Raw genomic sequence first — 18672 nt, 5'->3', positions numbered from 1 at the left:
TATAATAGATATGGACCTTCCGATCGAATGAAGCCCCGCTGCCGCCTACAAGGGACGAACTTCCAGGATCTAGAAGACAGATTTACCCTTTACCCTTGACTGTTTGCCCGCCATCTAAGATAATAACAACCTCTGCCGTATATCATGCAGGACAAGACTAACATTGACAAGTGGAAGCAGCTTTGCTGTCCTTTTAGGGATGGCACTGTTTCAGCGAGAAATAGAAGGAACATTTATAATGTGAAACCTATAAAACCTTATATTTCAGGAAAAGGGGCGGTCGTTATCAACTGGTTAAATGATCTCTACAAATTACAGAAGCAGGAGCCGGCCAAAAACGCCGAGCCTGCCCTGGTCAATGCCATCTTCCGCATGTATGACCGGTTCAAACGGCTCGGTCTCACCGAACGGCTCGGCCAGCAGGATATGTCGCTGGATATTGCCGACGCTTATGTCCATGGCCGCAATGCCATGATTGAAGCCGGAGTCGGTATCGGCAAATCCTTCGCCTACCTGATTCCCGGCCTGCTCATCAACCAGCTCTCACGGCAGCCGGTCATTATCGCCACCTCGTCCATCCAGCTCTCTGAACAGATCCATAAGGATCTGCGGTTCATCGGCAGCCGGCTCGGCTTCTCCATGGTCCGCTCTGTAGTCGGCAAGGGCATGGGGCAATATGCCTGCCGGTACCGGGCAGCGGACCTGTTCCCGTCCGGGGAGTCCGGCTCCCCGCTCACGGTAATGGCAGAACGTATCCTGAATGCAGAAATCAACGAGCGGGCAGATCTGAAGGGCGGAGTCAGTGATGCCCTATGGTCTAACGTGTGTGTGACAGATTGCAAGTTCGAGCACTGCCACTACAAGCATACCTGCGCCTTCTACGACATGCGGGCCAAGATCAACGCCGGCCCGGGCGAGATGGACATCATCATCGTGAACCAGGACCTGCTGATCCGTGACCTGATCAAGAAAAAGGAAGGGACCAAAGGCCTGATCACCGAGCGGCCTGCTCTGATCATTATAGATGAAGCGCATAATCTGGAAGCCAAGGTCAGGGATGCCCAGACGCTTGAATTCACCTTCCGGCAGATCTCCCGGGTGCTGGAGGATGCCATGCAGCTTCTGTTCAAGCAGTCGGCGGACCGCAGCCTGATGAAGTCCTGCCAGTTCGTCCGGCGCTGTGCCAAAGAGTTATTCAGACAGATAGAAGCAGACCTGCTGCACACGGCCAAGCAGGACACTGACCGGATTAAAGTATCGGCGATTACCGGAGTCCCGCTGCAGCAGGCTGTGCAGATTCTGCAGGAGTTCTGCCTCAGTCTCTCGGTGCTGACCTCCCGGCATGAGCGGGAGATTGATAATACCTTCGAAGCGGTTAACGGAATGATTGACCTCTTCCAGGTGCTGGCCGGGACGGAGGACAACTATCTGCTCTGGGCCAGCCAGCCCCGGGGAGAAGCTGCCGTCAGCATCTGCCCCAAGGGGATCAGCCAATTCCTGAAATACAGTCTATTTAGCGGCAAGACCTCTGTCATCCTCACCTCCGCAACCCTCAGCCAGTCCGGCGGTACGCTGGAGGAACAATACGCTTATCTCTCCCGTTCGCTGGGCTACAGAGGGGAGTATATGGAGCGTCAGGCTTCACCGTTCGATTACGACAACCACACGATGATGTATATCGCCAAAGACGTTCCTTACTATAACCACCATAACCGGGAAGCTTATCTGGAAGCGGCGTATAAGGAGCTGCTGCGGCTGTGCAATGTAACGGACGGGCGGACGCTGGTGCTTTTTTCGGCCAAAGAGGATATGAAGTACATTCACAAGAAGCTGAGTGCGGAGAAGCTGAACTGGGCGCTGCATATGCAGCGGGAAGGCTCGTCGCAGGACGGGGTGATCGCTGAGTTCCGGACGAGTAAGGGCGTGCTGCTGAGTACCGGCGTGTTCTGGGAAGGCGTGAATATCGAGGGTGCAGATCTTTCGCATCTGATCGTCTTCCGGCTGCCGTTCCCGGTTCCGGCTGATCCTGTCTACGAATACAAGGCCGCGCAGGCGAAGAATCCGCTCATGGATGTCTACGTGCCGGACATGCTGCTGCGCTTAAGACAAGGTACCGGGCGCCTGATCCGCAGCGAGACAGACCTCGGTGTACTCAGCATCCTGGATTCCCGCCTGGCGGCCGGAGCCCGTAACCCGTACCGGGAGCAGGTCCTTGCCGCCCTGCCGTTCACCAAGGTGACGGAGGAGTTCGGGGTGCTGGAGAGGTTTGTGCGTGAGAAGGGAATTCATCGGTGATGAGGGACGGTAGTTGGAGTGCTGAGACGTATGTGCCTATTGTACTTTGTACATTAGATCGAGCTATAAAACTACCCTTCTATCCTTGCTACTGTATTATGTACAGCAGAATTTAGAGATTTTGCCCATATTGGGCCTCTCTCCAGTATTCTACTGTACTAAATACAATAGGGACTATTTTTAGAGGTGTTTTATGAATTTCTATTGCACATAGTGCAATCACCACTGGACTACCCGCTCCATTTCTTCACCAGCCATCCCGCTTCCCCAACTCGCCAGCCTTAATCCGCTCAGATCACCACTTCATCAGCTTCCTGATCTCTGACGCCAGTCTATCCGCCGCTTTGCGGTGGGTCACCCGGGAAGGGTGGAAGTCAACGGCGTAGCCGTCCTCTTCGCGCTGCACCTCGAATTTCATCACCGAGATTCTGCTGTCGCCGGTTTCCCGGGCATAGCGGTCCACCGCCTGCTCCAGGAAAGGATACAGCCTGTCTCCCATGATCCCGAGCGTACACAGAATGGTCGAATCGGGATTATTCCGTCTGACCATTTGTAGAAAAGCGACATAGTTCTCTGCATAATCCGCCTGCTTGGCAGGGTCATCCTTCGTGTACGAATCGTCGTTGGTCCCCAGATTAATAACGATCAGCTCCGGCGTGAATCTGCTGAAATCCCAAGCTATCTCCTGAGGCAGCAGACTGCCGCCGAACCTCCCTTCAGACTTGCCTACCTTCTCGTAGTAATCGGGCAGAAGATGCGTGGTGAGCTTCTGATCATTTTCTGTATAGCCGGTAATAATGCCGTATCCGCTGTAACACACCATACTGTAATCCGCACCAAGCTGCTCTGCGCTCAAGTAGGCATAAGCCTTCGTTACATTTTCTGTAGCCGTAGAAAAGGTATGCAGCGCTTCTTCATCATCCACACCATACCCGCAGGTAATGGAATCGCCGATGAATTCGATCGTATGCTGCGGAGATGGAGTCGGCTTAATCCCTTCCTCAGCCTGCACCGCGATCTCCGCAATGCCAACCGTTGACATGGCTGCTTCAGACAGCTTCGTTATTCTTACAGTAACCTCTTGCTCGGTATCGCTTTCGAACACTGTATACGTTTTGCGTAGCTGATCCACCTGATCGTCTATCACCTGCTGGCCGTTAACACTGATTCCAATCCGGGCCAGATTGTTGCCGGTTGCAGCAATATCATCGCCTTGCAGAGTGATCCGGGCCGCCCGGCCGTAGAATGAGAATTCCACCCCGCTCCCGGAAAGAGCCAGCCACAGCACCTCTCCCATCCAGTGGGTCCGTCCGATGAGTCTGACATGATTAGCTGCCGGTTGGTACGTTTGCATCTGGGACATTCCATAACCTTCCTTCTCTCGTTTCTATTCGTAACAGTAGCAAAGGCGCTTTATATTTTCAATGATATGTTAAGATATTAAGTAATTGTTGAGAAAAGGAGGATCTCAATGGACATCCCCAGAGGGACCTATGGCTTTCGCTTTGCCGAAGATAAGGAGCTGCAGCTGTGCGTATTGTTCGCAGCCGGTTATGATTCCGTCTCCGATCCCGCATACCGCTGGGACGGGATGGAGCGCAGCGACGGCCCGCTGCTGCTGTTCCAGTACACGCTCTCCGGTGAGGGCGTGTTCGAGTCAGAGAACCGGACCTACCGGGTCCGGGCCGGACAGGCTCTGCTGGCGGAAATCCCGGGACCTCACCGGTATTACTATCCGCCGGATGCGGCAGAGCCCTGGGAGTTCCTGTTCCTCCTGCTGCGCCCAAGCCTGATCCTGCCCCACTGGCGCAGATTCCTGCGCGAAGCGGGCGAGGTGCCCCGGCTGCCCGCAGATTGTGCCCCTGTCCGGCTGGCGCGGATGATTGTAATGGATGCCGGAGCGGGCAGAATCTCCGATCCGCTGATCGCCTCATCCAGTGTCTATCAATTCATGACCGAATTGACCCGGATGCAGACAGCTACGCTGCGCGACAGGGACAAATGGTCAGAGAATATTAAGCGCGCCGCTGCATTCATCGAGCAGCATTACCCGCAGATGATCAGCATCGACCAATTGTCAGAGCATGTCTCCCTGTCCAAATATCATCTCATCCGCCGTTTCTCGGCCAGCACCGGCCTGACACCCGGCGCTTATCTGACCCGTGTCCGAACGGAGAAGGCGATGGAGCTGCTCCGGGGGACGAGCTTAAGCATTGAAGCTATTGCACAGCAGATCGGCTATTCCAGCGGAAGCTACTTTATCAAGGCCTTCCGCAGCCTGACCGGACTGACACCAGGCGATTTCCGCAGCGGGGGCGAGAGCCTGATCTACCGCCAGCTCTTTTTCGATTAAGCGCAATATAGTGCTATTCCACTTGCAACATTACTATAGATATTGGGTTTCTCCTTGACTATGATGGATTTATGAGGAGCAATAATCCATCTGATAAGGAGATTACACAATGAATCATAAGCTTGCAGCACCTGTCCCCCCGCTGGGCTGGAATAGCTGGGACTGCTACGGCGCAGCCGTAACCGAAGCGGAAATCCGCGGTAATGCGGAGTATATGGCCGAGCATCTCAAAGACTACGGCTGGAGCTATATCACCGTTGATATCCAGTGGTATGAGCCTGGGGCCGTGTCCTCCCTGTACCGCCCCTTCGTCCCTCTAATCATGGATGAATACTCCCGGCTGATGCCAGCCGAGAACCGCTTCCCTTCGGCAGCGGGCGGTCAGGGCTTCAAGCCGCTGGCTGACTATGTCCACAGTCTGGGACTGAAGTTCGGTATTCATATTATGCGCGGCATTCCGCGTCAAGCCGCCCATGCAGGCACCGCGATTCTGGGGACGGAGGCAACTGCCCGCGAGATCGCGCACACGAACTCCATCTGTCCATGGAATACTGATATGTACGGTGTCGACGCTTCCAAGGAAGGCGCTCAGGCCTACTATAATTCACTCTTTGAACTGTACGCGCAGTGGGGCGTCGATCTGGTCAAGGTGGATGACATCGCCGCTTCCAGACTATACGATACCCATCAGCCGGAGATTACCCTGATCTCCCGGGCAATCGAGAACTGCGGCCGCCCCATGGTCCTGAGTCTCTCCCCCGGCCCTGCTCCGGTAGAATATGCACAACATTTCACCGGACACGCCAACATGTGGCGCATCACGGATGATTTCTGGGACCGCTGGGAGCTGCTGCTGGACATGTTCAGCCGCTGCCGCAGCTGGCAGGGCGTCCCGCAGGCCGGCTCCTGGCCGGATTGCGACATGCTGCCGCTCGGCCACATCGGCGTCCGCTCCGTTGACGGCGGCGGGGATGACCGCTGGACCCGCTTCACCCGGGACGAGCAGCTGACGATGATGTCGCTGTGGAGTATTTTCCGTTCGCCGCTGATCTTCGGCGGCGAGCTGCGGGACAATGACGACTGGACCCTGTCGCTGCTCACCAACCGTGAGGTGCTGCGCATGCAGCGCGAGAGCCATGGCGCCAGAGAAGCCCTTTACAAGGATGAGCTGATCGTCTGGACCGCTGCTCATGACGATGGCACCCGGTATGCGGCCGTCTTCAACACCAGCAACAGTCCGCTGCCGGTTGACCTGAACCTCGAAGAGATCGGCCTCGGCGGCGTGGCCGCAGGTACGGAGCTGTGGAGCCAGACGCCTGCTGAGCTTAGCAGCGGCGTGCTGCAGACCACCGTGCCTCCGCACGGGGTGCGGTTGTATAGCTTCTCGTAGGAGAAGCTAGGCAGAAATACCAACAGCCTGCGGGAATGGAGTAGTTCCATTCCTGCAGGCTGTTTTTCAAACAATATAGATTAAGAATCTTGCTCCCTCTAAAGACTTAGGCCTTCCCCATCGTGCTGATATCAATCACAAACCGGTAACGCACATCCGAGGCCAGCACACGTTCCCAGGCTTCATCAATCTGGTCAGCCGAAATCACTTCGATCTCGGAAGCAATCTGATGTTCAGCGCAGAAATCAAGCATCTCCTGTGTCTCGCGGATTCCCCCGATCATCGAACCGGCAAAGGAACGGCGGTGTCCGATCAGCGAGAAGGCATTAACAGCCAAAGGATCAGCAGGCGCACCAACATTCACCAACGTCCCGTCCAGCGCCAGGAGTGACAGGAAAGCATTGATATTCACCTGCGCACTGACCGTATTAATGATCAGGTCGAAGGAACCGGCCAGCTGCTTAAATGTCTCCGGATCAGTGGTGGCATAATAATGATCTGCGCCCAATTGCAGGCCGTCTTCCTTCTTCTTCAAGGATTGGGATAACACCGTAACCTCAGCCCCCATGGCATGAGCAATTTTTACTGCCATATGCCCCAGCCCGCCGAGACCCACTACAGCCACCTTTTTGCCGGGAGCAGCTCCCCAGTGGCGCAGTGGTGAGTAAGTAGTGATTCCGGCACACAACAGCGGTGCAGCAGCGTCAAGCGGAAGGCTGTCGGGAATCCGCACCACGAAGTCTTCAGTGACAACGATATGCGTGGAATATCCGCCTTGCGTATAGTGCCCGTGGCGGTCAGTCGCTCCATAGGTTCCCGTGTTCCCCTCCAGGCAATATTGCTCCTCGCCTTGCCGGCAGCTGCTGCACTCTCCGCAGGAATCGACCATACAGCCTACCCCGACACGGTCGCCAACTGCATATTTCGTCACTCCAGAACCGATCTGGCTGACAATACCTGCAATTTCATGCCCCGGAACCAGCGGATATTTCACCGGTCCCCACTCCCCGCGGACGGTATGAATATCGGAATGGCAAATACCGGCGTATTTAATCTCGATCAGAACATCCTGCGGCAGCAGCTCCCGGCGTTCGATCGTAGTTAGCTTGAACGGGCCTTCCTGGCTGAATGCAGCGCGTGCGTTAACTTGTATCATAGTGAACCTCTTTTCAATAGAATAGTAGACATCATTCTTTAAGCTTTACAAAGCCTATGATATTCCTTAAAGTTAACTCTAAGTCAAGCCCGAAATATCCAGGACAGGAGAACGATGATGAAGACCTATTCCATAAGCGAAGCGGCAGCGCATTTCAACATGACCCCGCATACCCTGCGTTATTATGACAAAGAGGGCCTGCTCCCTTCTATAGAGAGAACTCCCAGCGGCAAACGTGTATTCAAGCCCTCCGATATGGAGGCCCTGCGGATCATTGAATGCCTGAAGGCCTCCGGGATGCCCATCAAAGAGATTAAGCATTTCATTGAATGGTGCTCCGAAGGAGATTCCACCCTGCAGCGCCGATACGACATGTTCCTGGAGCGGAAGGCTTCCGTAGAAGCGCAGATGGAGGAATTAAGAAAAACGATGGAAGTCATAGACCATAAATGCCACTATTATAAGACTGCCCTGGAAAAGAGTATGGAAGTGGTCCACCAATCCTAACCAGCCGTATGGTTCATCAGCCTCCGCTGCGGTTATCGATACATAGAACGGTTATCGCAGACACATCCTAAGACAGAACCTGCACTTAGAAGGGAGACTGACAGATGAAGGATGATAAAAAAGCTCCGCTTGACGGACGCACCGCAGGCGTCCACCCGATCCCGGAGGGTGAACCCAGTCCGGCGGACGGTCAATCGGAAACAGATAAGCTGGATGAGGTCGTAGGCGCCGTGCTGGGGAATGACCCGGAAGTAGCAGCTCCCGGCCTTGCACCAGATCCGGAAGAGAAGAAGCACCTCAAGAATCCATAGCCTTGTGATGAGGCAGTACACAGCCGGGCCGAACAAGAGGATATCTCTTATCCGGCCCGGCTATTTTATATGCTGATTTTGCCCCCTGCTCCTACTCCTCCAACTCCTTACCATACCCGCGATTCAGCGCTTCACGATAGTATAGTGATCCTATGGCAATATCAAAGGCAGCCATGCCCATCGGATTGAACATGACCGCTTCCTCCTTCGGGAATTTGGCCAGCGCGTTGCCGCAGACCACCTCGACGATGGACGCCGTATCTTCCTTCCGCAGCCCTCTTTGATGATGCATATGTTCAATATCCGTATTCGCACGGCACACTTCGTCCCAGTCATCGACAATAATGGCCGAGGTATAGCTTAAGATAGCCGGGGTGAAATCGCGCAGAGACACATTCAGCAGCAGACTCTGTGCTTTGGGCTTGCGGTCAATATAACCGGAGCTGGAAATTGTACAGGTGATGAACAGATCAGTCCCTTCGTAGGCTTCCTTCCAGGAATCCACAGGCCGCACCCTTGTCCCAAGCTCTTCCGGGATATGATCCAGAGCACCCGGATTCGGATCAAAGATCCGAACCTCCTCCAGCCGGTCCCCAAGCAGCTGATTCAGCATCGACAGATGGAGCTGACCGATCGGCCCGAACCCGACGATACCGGCAATGATTTTACCGGCAAAAGGGTGTACCTTCTCGTATTCCTGGATCATCAGCCCACTGACTGAAGCTGTACGAATCCCGGAGATAAGCGGACTGTTGATGATAGCCACCGGCTTCCCGCTGCCGGAATCATTCAGTATCGTCACCGAGTGGGCACGGGGAAGCTGCCTGCCATGGTTACCGGGAAAACTGGCGATCCACTTGATGCCTGCCATCCCGATCTCTCCGCCCACATAAGCGGGCATAGCAATAATCCGGCTGCTTGGATCTTTATCAAAGAGCAGATAGGGTTTAATCGGCTGGGAGAATTCGTGCGCTGCCATCACTTGGACAGTACTCCGTATCGTATCCATGCACAGTGCCCAGGGAAGATTCATCTGCTCCAGGTTTGTGGTATTCAGATATAACATGCTCAAGGCCTCCTCAGCTTATAGGTCTGGCTGCAATGTGCAAGCCGATCGTATTCTGGATTTCACTGCACTTCTGCTCAGCCTGCTCTGCATCGTCCCCTCCAACCATCACTCGGCCAATCCAGTCAAAATTAGATCTCGGAAAGGACACCTCGCGCCCGGCAGCAATGAAATGCGATCGCAGAATGTCCGCACGCCCCTCTAATTCCTTAAGCCCCGTAACCTCGATCAGCCTGCCGTCAACCGGCGAACAGAATTCCCGTGAAGCAGCACCGCGTGAGACGCTCGGCGTCAACTCCGGGGCCTCCCCCATATGCATACGAAGCACTTCACGCGGCAGGTCAATGCCGGTTGCATATTTAATCATCTCCGGAACAGGCCCGCCGACCATCCGCGGATTAAATTCAATAATCTTGGGACCTTCAGGAGTGAGAGCAACCTCTGTATGTGTGGGGCCAAAGTCAACCCCAAGCGCATGCAGTCCCCGGCGGACCACCTCCACGATCTCCGCCTCATGGCTTAACCGAACCGGAAAGCTGGCGCCAGTCTCTACAAAATACGGAAATCCAACCAGACGGCGGTCCGTAATCCCGATCAGGTGATCCTGCCCTTGATAAGTGACCATCTCCACACTGACCAGAGGTCCGGCTGCATATTCCTCAATGAGCACATCCGTACTTCCATAGAGATTACGCCCAAAATTCCGGTTGTTCACATAGCTGTCGTAAGCCTGCCGCAGCTCTCGCTCATTGTTGACAAAGACCACCCCAATACTCATAGCCCCGTCACACGGCTTAACGATACAGGGATAACCCATGGAATGGGCGTGCCGGCAAGCTTCCTCTATACTGCCTGCGAGCAGTGAACGGGGAACCGGAACGCCGCTCTGAACGCAGATTTCTCTGGATTTATATTTATTCCGGGCATTCTTGGCCGCCAGCGGCTGCATGGTCGGCACACCAATCGCATGCGCAGCTGCCGTTGCCTGAACCACGTAGAATTCCGCAAAAGACATCACTCCGGTCAAAGGGTTCGCTTGATGGTACGCTTTGACAAAGTCAACCACAGCTTCTTCATTAAAGGTGTCCACTTCATGAATGTAATCTACTAACCGGAGCGGGTGGGACTCCAGCGGCTGGCCCTTCAGGTAATGCTGAATATTCTGGGTCAGCAACGTTACGGTGTACCCCATCTCCTTGCAGGCCTGGATACCTGCGATAGACTCATTGCTTTCAACTAGTAACAGGTGCTTCATTGGTTGTATCCTCCTTATAGGCGGGCAGAATTTGCACTTCTTGCTCCAGATACCGCAGCAGCTGTGACAGCCTGGCTTGCAGCGATGCCGAATTCTCGCCTACGATGATTACAGTCATCACGGCATCCACGCTGGAATGAGCCGCGTCCAGCTGTTCGCCTGCTCTAACGCGGGGAACATATTCCTCCACCCATTCAAAGGGCAGCTTCTGCGGAATGGTCTTTACTATCCCTGGACGTTTCGGCATTAGATATACCCCCGCTACCTGTGACGGCCTTGGCACCGGCAGCTTCAGCGGCAGTCCGCATTGCCCCCGGACCCACTCCCGGTTCAGATCTACGTCATACATGGCGCTGATCGACTCACTGATCCGCCCGCCTGCGGTCCGGCTGGCAATTTCACAGAATACCCATTCATCCTCCGGGGTATGGAACATTTCACAATGAAAGGTCGAAACTCCCGGTGAGGGCAAGGCTTCAATGACCTGCTGAACTTCATGAACCAGCCGCTCATACACCGCGCAGCCGGGGCTGAGCAATTCCACGAAGCAATCCTGCTGGAGAATCTCCAGCGGCTTGCAGGAATATTTGCCCACAGAAGCGAAACGGATCTCCTGGCCCATCATCAGCCCATCGATCTCATACATTTCTCCCTCTACGTAGGCTTCAACCATTAAGCCGCTGCCGAGGCCGCGTTCCCATACATCGTTCAATTGCTCCCGGGTCCGTATAATGTCCGTATTCATGGAGCCCATGCCGTCCACCGGTTTAACCACAACCGGCAAGCCGTGCTCCAGCACAAAATCATACAAGTGAAGCGGTGAAGCCAGTCTGCGGAATGCCGGGCAGGATACCTGCGGGCTGACTAAGCTTTTCATCACCGCCTTATCCCTGTAAGCCACTGCACTCTCCAGCTGTTGACCAGGCAGGTGCAGCCGTTCACGCAGCCGGGCCGCACGAATCAGATCACTCTCATCGAGAGCGATGATCAGACGGTAAGGATGTTCCTCATACAATCGTAACGCATCGATCTCTACCCGGTCATTGCTTACCCAGTTGTCGAACACCTGCACAAGGGCAAAGGGTTCCGTTATCTCACCATATGCCGGCGAAGTATACAGGTATACTTCTTCATCCAGATCCTCCAGCCAGGTCAGATAAGGAGCGAAGGCCCGCCTCCTTTGATTCAGAATTAATACCGCCATAGTTTCTCCTCCTCCTTGTGATGAACAGGTGACCGGTTTAGCATTACGTAAAGTACAAGAGACAGTCCAGACAGAAGAGCCAGGGACAACCAGAAATAGGACAGCTTTCCGTAGATGCTCCACATATGTATGAATTGCAGCCCGGTATATACACCGATTCCTTCTCCAAGGGCTGTGGACAATCCGATGACACTGAAATATGTGATACGCAGATCCGGGTGGGCAGCGTTAGAGACATACGCATCTATCGTGGGGATGAATAATATTTCTGCAAGGGTGAACAACGCGACGAATACGTAGTAGCCCCAGATTGAGCCGATGATCGCATTCATTGAGAAAGAAATGCCGAATAGCAGAAACGCCAGCATCAGCCGGTATCCCTCACGCTGGCCTGACAACGCGGTATTCATCCAGCGCCCGACCGGAATCTGCAGCGCCACCACAAGGATTCCGTTCAGCATCAGCAGACTTCCCAGCCTTTCCGGAGCGTTATAATAAGTGCCGATTAAATAAGGAAAGGAATTGAACAATTGGGTGAAGAAGAAGCAGCCGATCATATTGAACAGCAGCACTTTACGGAAGCTTTTATCGAGCAGAACGGTCTGATAGCCTTTCCAGAAGCTTACCGGCTTCCGTTCCCGGTCCATCAGACTACACCCGGGCGGGAAGATACTGAGCAGGATGGCACCTAACACATAAAACCCTCCAACGAAGGTCAACGTGAAGCTTTTCAAGGAGCTAGTCAGCAGAAAGGAGCCGATTAAGGGCCCGGCAATGGCTGCACCGTTCGTATACATATTGGAATTCGCAAAATAAAACAGGGCATTGCCATCCTTACTCCCCACGAAGGACAAAGAAGCCTTGGAGGATAAGCCTCGGACAGAGTAGCCGATCCCGGCAATGATAAGCTGTATAGTAATCAACACCGGAGACTGCCAGAAATCTACCAATGCGATGGAGACCCCTGTTAGCAGGCAGCCGAACCACATGCATTTGAACGGGTCCATGTTGTCCAGCAGGGGTCCGGTAAGGAATCTCGCACTGCGGTAAGACACCGTGAAGATCATAGTAACTACAGCGGTAACCGACAGCGGCAGTCCTTTGACCTGAGACAGATAGACCGTTAATATCGCCGTCATAGCGTAGAAGCCAAGATGGGTAACCAGTGTGTTCAGACAAATGGCAAACACCGGCCGGGGCACCTTTAAGTTTCGGAAAAGATTCATGTGACTGCCTTCCTTGCCGCCAGATCAGCAGCCATACGTCCGATTAATTCCTCTGGCGAATGACGCTGCAGGAATCCGCACACTTTAGCAGGCTGGCCGCACAGATAACAGCGGCGTGAAGGAGCCCCCAGCTCATGCCTGCCCATTGCTTTTCCCGATGAATCATAAATATCCATATCCCAATAAGCGCTAAGCGGATGCTCCCCTTCAAAGGACAGACAGAATAGCTTCAGTGCCGCCGCATCCGCAGATACCTGAAGATAAGCAACCGGGCCAAGCGCTAACTCTATCCGCTCCAGCGCAAGTATCTTATAGGCCGCCCCCACCAGAGCTTCCTGCAAAGCCTCCATACAGAGCTCGAATAGTTTATAGGCAACAGCCAGCCTCTTATCCGGCCCCGGAATATTCATCATAACCTGGATCAGCGAGCCTGCTGCCGGATACCGGGCCTCTCTTAGCTCATGGAGGCGCTCCCGGTCGCGAAGGATGGCTGATACAGCGGAATCGTTCGCCACACTCTTTCCTCCCCCTGATTCTCAGTCCACAAATGCAAAGCAAGCGTCATGGCCAGCAGATCGGCTGATCCGCCGGGAGATAGGGAACGGAGACGGAAGTCCTCCTCCATGTTGCGGATGTAGGCTCTGCCTTCAGAGGTGAACAGACTCCCCCGGTCCAACGCCGCTAATGCACTCGCCTGAGTATAGTCAATCCTTGTCCTGTCGAAATTGCGGTTCAGCAGCGTGGTATCCTGTACCACAGCCATCAATGATAGCAAGCAGTGGATCAGCGCCGTCCGCAAATCTGCTCCTTGTTGAAGCGCCTCACGCAAGGCAGGCAAGCCCTGCTGAAGAATGGACGGAAATCCGTCTATAACCTCGCCCCGTATCCCTCTAATCCCCCACTCCCTGTAGGCGCGTCCGCCCGTGCTTGCACTGTGCGTCTCCTCCAGAATGTCCGCCAATTGTGCCCGGAGCGGATACTCAGCCAGCCTTCCAGCCAAGCGGCATATCTCCTGCGGTTCTGCTGAACCTGTTGGACGTTGACTCGTCATTCCGGCAGCCGCGCATAGAATCAGTCCCAGGAAGATCGTTCCTTTATGGGTATTCACCCCCCCGGTAGCTCCTAGCATATCAGCCTCGGCCCGCCGCCCGGTCTTCTGGAGCATCCTGAACAAATCCTCCCTGCCGGTTCGGCCCCCGGATTGTTCTATGCCGAGGCGCGCAGCTTCCTGGTAATAAGGTTGAATGCGGAGTGCGCTTCTCAGAAAAGTGTAAATATCCATATCCGCGTGACATCCGTTGCTGACAGCCGACACCAATCCAGGGGAAGGCCAGCTCACAACCTCGGCCAGAACACTGTAGACCATCGTTTCGGCAATCCAGGCCGCTGTATCTTGGCCGGAAGCAGTCACTTTACGCTCTCCGGGATAGCCGCAGGCCAGTGTTCACTCTGTAGACCGTACTGCTGCAGAAAACTCCATACTACCCGTTCCAGGCCAAGTCCGATGCAGCCCGACCATGTCTCAGCGTTGTCCCTCAGTCTAAAGTTAAAGGTCTTTGCAAAAAAATCGCCGTGCGTGTCATAGGAAGCAATCGAAATCGTGTCGTTCTTATACGGGATATCCGCACGAACCTCGTATTTCACATGTTTGGGCACTTTGAAATTCTGCTTCACCTTACCCGGCAGGAAGAATGGATCATTGGCTAAGGCACACTCACCTTTCAGCCCTGCCGCTTCCATCCACTCGATGGTCCACCCTAATGTCAAATCACGCATCCGGGTGACATATTCGGGAGTACCCAGAAATACGAATTCACGCATGGTGAAATTTAATAACCGTTCAAGCAGATATACACGTTTGCCCTCATTGCGGAAGGACTGGCCTTTGAGTACAAAAGCGGTATTATCCTCAAACACCTGATCCTCCATTTCCATATAGACCTTATAGCAGGGGGCAGATTGCAGAATATAGGGAGGCGTCTCCAGATAGGGGCCGCAGTCCTGCGGCAGCTTCCCGTTATTCGCGGATACATCTGCAGCGAAGGATTTCATTGTCTCATGATCATGGCTTAAATGGGTGGCCAGCAGCAAATGCATTGGTGCGCTATGGAAGTAATTCATCTTCTCGGCGAACGAAGCAGGCAACAAGACCGAATACTGCCGCTGCTGACAATCCCCGATTCTCCGGCCGACATAATCCACATAACTCTGGTCAAAATACTCCAGCAGAGTGATGATCGGACGATGGTACGCCAGCTCCTGATTCTTCAATAAAGTCAGCCATCTCTGCTCCAGCAGGTCATCCGAGATATTCCGCTGATTGCCCGGCGTGCAGCAGGAGCACAGCTTCTCCAGCGGCGGCTCATCCAGCTCCACCATATTCAGCTCAGGCTCCAGTATTTCAGCGGATGATGCGGATGCCTCATCATGCTCCGGGGTGAAACGCTCCAGGAAAATAGCAACCTCCCGCTCGATCTGCTCCCTGGGATAAGACGATAGATAGGTGACGCTGATCCGCTTCCCTTGAATCGGGTCGACCTGCACCTTATGGGCAGATACATTTTGCAGGAACATATGGGTGAACACAGGGATTTGCAGCTTATTCAGAGTCACAGGCTCAGGCAATTCCAATCGGTATGTTGTGAACATAACAGCCTCCTACGCTATTGAAATTCCGTATATGTCTTGGACGACGGCCACCTGGTCCGGATGGATTACAGAACGCCCCGTGAAGCCGTATTCCCTGGAGAGCAGACAATCCTCGCGGAACCCCTCCAGATCACGATAAGCCATGTAAGTGGTGTCAAAGCATTGAAGGCCCACACTGCGGCAGTATTCCCCCAGCTTCTGCTTGGCCTTCCGGACCTCCAGGGCCGGGTCCACAAGTCCCTTAGCCACACAGTCATCGAAATAATCCGTTCCTCCAAAGGTAAAAGCATAAATATTCTGGCTGGCCTGATGAATCTCTCCGAGATTGAATATAGCCTCACAGCATTCAATCATGACTTCATAGCTGGGTGAATAGTTCAAGCTACGCTGGTGTATAACATCCTGCACCTTGCGTTCCACTTGCCGTAAATCCTCCGCCGTCCGGACCATGGGCAGCCGGATTCGGGCAGGGCGCTCTGGCACAAGCTCTTCCAGATCCTGCTCCCAGTGAGGGGTATGAACACTATTCACGCGGACAATGAGCGTATGCTCCGAGTCGCTGCTGAATTCCTGAAGGGCATTCTTGACCACATATCTTGCTTCAAGCTTCTTCTCCTCCGGCGTACCGTCTTCCAGACAGAGAATAATATTCATAGGATAGAAGGTCATAGCGTACTCTATGTAATTCGGTTTGTATCCCGGAACATAGAAATAGACTAAGGGTTCGGCAGCTACACTCATCCTGTTACACCTTCCCGCTGATTAACCGGGTTCAGAGAGTAGGCCAAGGCTTCGCAGCGGCTGCGGATGACCCACTCATTGGCACCATTGAACCAGATCTGGGGAGACAGATCCGCCAAGCCATACTGCTTCAGAATGGGAACAACATATTCATAGACTTGGCGGTCCGTAAGCTCCGGCACCATATTCATGCATTGCATTGCAGCGTGGCCTTCTTCGATGACAATTTTAATATCGCTAGATTCTATCGATCCGGCACTGACATTCATTAAGAACCGACCTCCAATGAGTAATATAGAGCCTCCAGCAGAAAATAATCGCCCCAGATCTGGGACTCTCCTGCGGCTTGAACGACATGCAGCGGCGTGCTGGCATGCACCAGCAGTCCCTCATGCTCCGGACCCGGGGGCGCATACTCCGCAGAAATCAGAACATCGAGCACCCTCTCTGCTTCTTGCCGGAACTGCTGGCGTAAGGGATCATCAGGGCTTAAGGCTGCGGCAAACTGGTAGAATGCAGAGCAAGCGATCGCAGCAGCCGAAGCATCCCTCATAGCCGTCTCCTGATGGGACAGCATCAGATCCCAGGCCGGAACACCATCCGAACAGACATGGGCTAAGTAGAATGCAGAGAGCCGCTCAACCTTTGTTCTCCACTCCTCTTCATGACCCAGCACATACATTTGAACTGCTCCATAGAGTGCCCATGTGTGGCCTCTGGCCCACACCGATGCTGAGCTGAATTTGGCGTTCTTGTTGTAGGGCTGCTCCGGGGCTCCCGTAAGTGAGTCCATTCTCATATATTCGTAAGTGAAGCCGTCTTCCCTCATCAGCGCAGCACTTGTAATCTGTGCTGATTCGATGGCAGCGGCGCGATAGCGCTCCTCACCGGTTATCCGATAGGCCCATAGCCACAACCGGATGTTCATCATACTGTCGACGCCTGCATAGCGCTTCCCCTCGGGCAGCCAATTGCATTCCAGATAACCGCCCGGGAGACGCGAATCAAAGAGGCTGTCAGCAGCTTCAAGCGCAATCGTTCTGTATGCTTCCTTACCGGTCAGATCGTACCCGAACGCATAAGAATAATAGAACAGGAAGCCAATATCCTGATAATCCCCCTGCTTCTTATAAGGCTCAATTCCGCCGATCCAGCGGTCAGCCTCTTCCATATAGAGAGGATCGCCGGTCAACTGAGAGAGCCGGTAGAGAAGTCCAATGAAGAAGCCGGAAGACCACTTATCCTCCAGCATATATCTTCCGTTGTTCGTAACATAAGGAAGCCTAATCTCACCGGAGAGTGGCATAGAAGCAAGCTTGTCAAGCTGCCTGCGGGTCTGTCTGACGGCACGGTCAATCACCTCATTACGTAAGGAAACGGTAATCTCCAGCACCCCCGATCATATTTTCACAGCGCTTTTACCCAGTTCAATTCCAATCTGCTCCAGCCATTCATCCGAAAAAATAGTATTGTAGTACCGGTCTCCGCGATCTGGAAGAATCGCAAGCACTTTGTCCCCGCCAGGCAGGCGGCGGGCAAGCTTAAGGGCCGCGAACACCGCTGCACCTGCGGAGCCGCCGACCAGCAGCCCTTCTTCCTTAACCAGCCTGCGGGTGGTGGAGAAGGCCTCTGCATCCGAGACATGCGTAATCTCGTCATACAGCTCTCTTCGCACATTGCCCGGTACTATAGCTGAACCAATGCCAATCTGATGTCTGACACCCGGGGGCTTCCCGAAGGTAACCGAGCCGGCAGCATCAACGGCCATAATCTTTATGTGCGGGATATGTTCTTTCAGGCCCAGGCTACACCCGGTAATGAGACCGCAGGTGCCTGCCGGTATCACTGCCCACTGAAGCTCATTACCGAACGCCTCATAGATTTCAAGCGCGGTCGTTTGTCTGTGTGCCTCAGGATTACTCGGGTTATTATACTGATTAGGCCAGAATGCTCCCAGTTGCTTGACGAGCTCCTGTACCTTGTCCAGGCGGGCTCTAAGATAGTTGCCATACTCATCAGCCTGATCAACCATTACCGTCTCCGCACCATAGGCCTGGATAATACTGAGATTGACCAGACTGATCTTGGGATCGACCACACATATCAGCTTGTACCCCTTTTGCCGTGCCACAAGCGCCAGTCCGATGGCCAGATTCCCGGAGGAGGATTCAACAATCGTGCCGCCGGGCTTCAGTTGTCCCGCTGCCTCCGCTTGGCTGATAATATAGAGCGCCGTGCGGTCCTTCATGCTGCCGCCGGGATTAAGCCCCTCCAGCTTGATGAATACCTGCGCCCCATACGGGTCCGGAAGATAATTCAGTTTAACAATAGGCGTGTTCCCAATTAATTGCAGCACATTGTCGTAGATCAAACCTATCACCTCCCAAGGCATATTCTCATAGATTTTTCTATAAAAAGTAAAATAAATACATTTGAATCATACACTTCTATCCTAATAAATGTAAATATATTAAAAATTTTTATCACTTTGATTCAAAATTTCTATAAAAATCCATCAA

Annotated in this window: 18 protein-coding genes; 5 read left to right on the top strand and 13 right to left on the bottom strand. The window is 53.7% G+C overall.

Translation table 11 applies throughout. The features are described from left to right. Positions 1-240 precede the first annotated feature (240 nt). A complete protein-coding gene (locus tag J2Z70_RS16625) occupies positions 241-2295 on the top strand; it encodes an ATP-dependent DNA helicase (RefSeq protein ID WP_342593019.1) in 2055 nt (684 codons plus the stop codon). 295 nt (positions 2296-2590) lie between these two features. Here the strand turns inward: J2Z70_RS16625 and J2Z70_RS16620 are convergent, their stop codons facing one another. Continuing rightward, entirely contained in the window at positions 2591-3658 is a 1068-nt protein-coding gene (locus J2Z70_RS16620; RefSeq protein WP_245368288.1) for an SGNH/GDSL hydrolase family protein, read from the bottom strand. Positions 3659-3766: 108 nt separating this feature from the next. Between J2Z70_RS16620 and J2Z70_RS16615 the strand changes: the two genes are divergently transcribed. Both J2Z70_RS16615 and J2Z70_RS16610 read left to right on the top strand, forming a co-directional pair. Further along, positions 3767-4648, top strand: a complete 882-nt coding sequence (locus tag J2Z70_RS16615) for a helix-turn-helix domain-containing protein (protein ID WP_076076568.1) — start codon at positions 3767-3769, stop codon at positions 4646-4648. A 109-nt stretch (positions 4649-4757) separates the two neighbouring features. Further along, a complete protein-coding gene (locus J2Z70_RS16610) occupies positions 4758-6038 on the top strand; it encodes a glycoside hydrolase family 27 protein (RefSeq protein ID WP_209875029.1) in 1281 nt (426 codons plus the stop codon). Between the two features lie 106 nt (positions 6039-6144). Here the strand turns inward: J2Z70_RS16610 and J2Z70_RS16605 are convergent, their stop codons facing one another. Further along, positions 6145-7194: an NAD(P)-dependent alcohol dehydrogenase gene (locus tag J2Z70_RS16605; protein WP_036723869.1), complete on the bottom strand. Its 1050-nt coding sequence runs from the start codon at positions 7192-7194 to the stop codon at positions 6145-6147. Between the two features lie 117 nt (positions 7195-7311). On the opposite strand from J2Z70_RS16605, the gene J2Z70_RS16600 reads away from it, so the two are divergent. Together J2Z70_RS16600 and J2Z70_RS16595 are read left to right on the top strand one after the other, a co-directional pair. Then, positions 7312-7701 (top strand): MerR family transcriptional regulator, encoded by a 390-nt coding sequence (locus tag J2Z70_RS16600; protein WP_036723871.1) that lies wholly within the window; start codon positions 7312-7314, stop codon positions 7699-7701. Positions 7702-7805: 104 nt separating this feature from the next. Beyond that, positions 7806-8012, top strand: coding sequence for a hypothetical protein (locus tag J2Z70_RS16595; RefSeq protein ID WP_209875026.1), 207 nt, complete (start codon positions 7806-7808; stop codon positions 8010-8012). A 91-nt stretch (positions 8013-8103) separates the two neighbouring features. Here the strand turns inward: J2Z70_RS16595 and J2Z70_RS16590 are convergent, their stop codons facing one another. Genes J2Z70_RS16590 through sbnA form a run of 11 tightly spaced genes read right to left on the bottom strand, consistent with a single transcriptional unit; the run spans position 8104 to position 18524 of the window. Beyond that, positions 8104-9078: a 2,3-diaminopropionate biosynthesis protein SbnB gene (locus J2Z70_RS16590; RefSeq protein WP_209875024.1), complete on the bottom strand. Its 975-nt coding sequence runs from the start codon at positions 9076-9078 to the stop codon at positions 8104-8106. Between the two features lie 13 nt (positions 9079-9091). Then, the gene (locus tag J2Z70_RS16585) at positions 9092-10333 is read right to left on the bottom strand and encodes an ATP-grasp domain-containing protein (RefSeq protein ID WP_209875022.1); all 1242 of its coding nucleotides are present in this window, start codon (positions 10331-10333) and stop codon (positions 9092-9094) included. Continuing rightward, on the bottom strand, positions 10311-11537 hold the full coding sequence (locus J2Z70_RS16580) for an ATP-grasp domain-containing protein (protein WP_209875020.1): 1227 nt from the start codon (positions 11535-11537) through the stop codon (positions 10311-10313). The genes J2Z70_RS16585 and J2Z70_RS16580 overlap by 23 nt, the downstream gene beginning before the upstream one ends. Continuing rightward, entirely contained in the window at positions 11525-12763 is a 1239-nt protein-coding gene (locus J2Z70_RS16575) for an MFS transporter (protein ID WP_209875018.1), read from the bottom strand. Before J2Z70_RS16575 ends, J2Z70_RS16580 begins: the two co-directional genes overlap by 13 nt. Continuing rightward, positions 12760-13278, bottom strand: a complete 519-nt coding sequence (gene citX / locus J2Z70_RS16570) for a citrate lyase holo-[acyl-carrier protein] synthase (protein WP_209875015.1) — start codon at positions 13276-13278, stop codon at positions 12760-12762. Before citX ends, J2Z70_RS16575 begins: the two co-directional genes overlap by 4 nt. Beyond that, on the bottom strand, positions 13218-14174 hold the full coding sequence (locus tag J2Z70_RS16565; protein ID WP_209875012.1) for a triphosphoribosyl-dephospho-CoA synthase: 957 nt from the start codon (positions 14172-14174) through the stop codon (positions 13218-13220). Before J2Z70_RS16565 ends, citX begins: the two co-directional genes overlap by 61 nt. Further along, positions 14171-15412, bottom strand: a complete 1242-nt coding sequence (locus J2Z70_RS16560) for a hypothetical protein (protein WP_209875002.1) — start codon at positions 15410-15412, stop codon at positions 14171-14173. Before J2Z70_RS16560 ends, J2Z70_RS16565 begins: the two co-directional genes overlap by 4 nt. 9 nt (positions 15413-15421) lie before the next feature. Next, positions 15422-16153, bottom strand: a complete 732-nt coding sequence (locus J2Z70_RS16555; RefSeq protein WP_209874999.1) for an HpcH/HpaI aldolase/citrate lyase family protein — start codon at positions 16151-16153, stop codon at positions 15422-15424. After that, a complete protein-coding gene (locus tag J2Z70_RS16550; protein WP_209874995.1) occupies positions 16150-16422 on the bottom strand; it encodes a hypothetical protein in 273 nt (90 codons plus the stop codon). The genes J2Z70_RS16555 and J2Z70_RS16550 overlap by 4 nt, the downstream gene beginning before the upstream one ends. Continuing rightward, entirely contained in the window at positions 16422-17513 is a 1092-nt protein-coding gene (locus tag J2Z70_RS16545; protein ID WP_209874993.1) for a glycoside hydrolase family 88 protein, read from the bottom strand. Before J2Z70_RS16545 ends, J2Z70_RS16550 begins: the two co-directional genes overlap by 1 nt. Before the next feature lie 39 nt (positions 17514-17552). Continuing rightward, positions 17553-18524 (bottom strand): 2,3-diaminopropionate biosynthesis protein SbnA, encoded by a 972-nt coding sequence (sbnA, locus tag J2Z70_RS16540; protein WP_209874991.1) that lies wholly within the window; start codon positions 18522-18524, stop codon positions 17553-17555. Positions 18525-18672: the final 148 nt, after the last annotated feature.

Source organism: Paenibacillus silagei (assembly GCF_017874735.1).
In the GTDB taxonomy this organism is placed as follows: domain Bacteria; phylum Bacillota; class Bacilli; order Paenibacillales; family Paenibacillaceae; genus Paenibacillus_AQ; species Paenibacillus_AQ silagei.
This window is presented reverse-complemented; position numbering and strand designations above follow the sequence as displayed.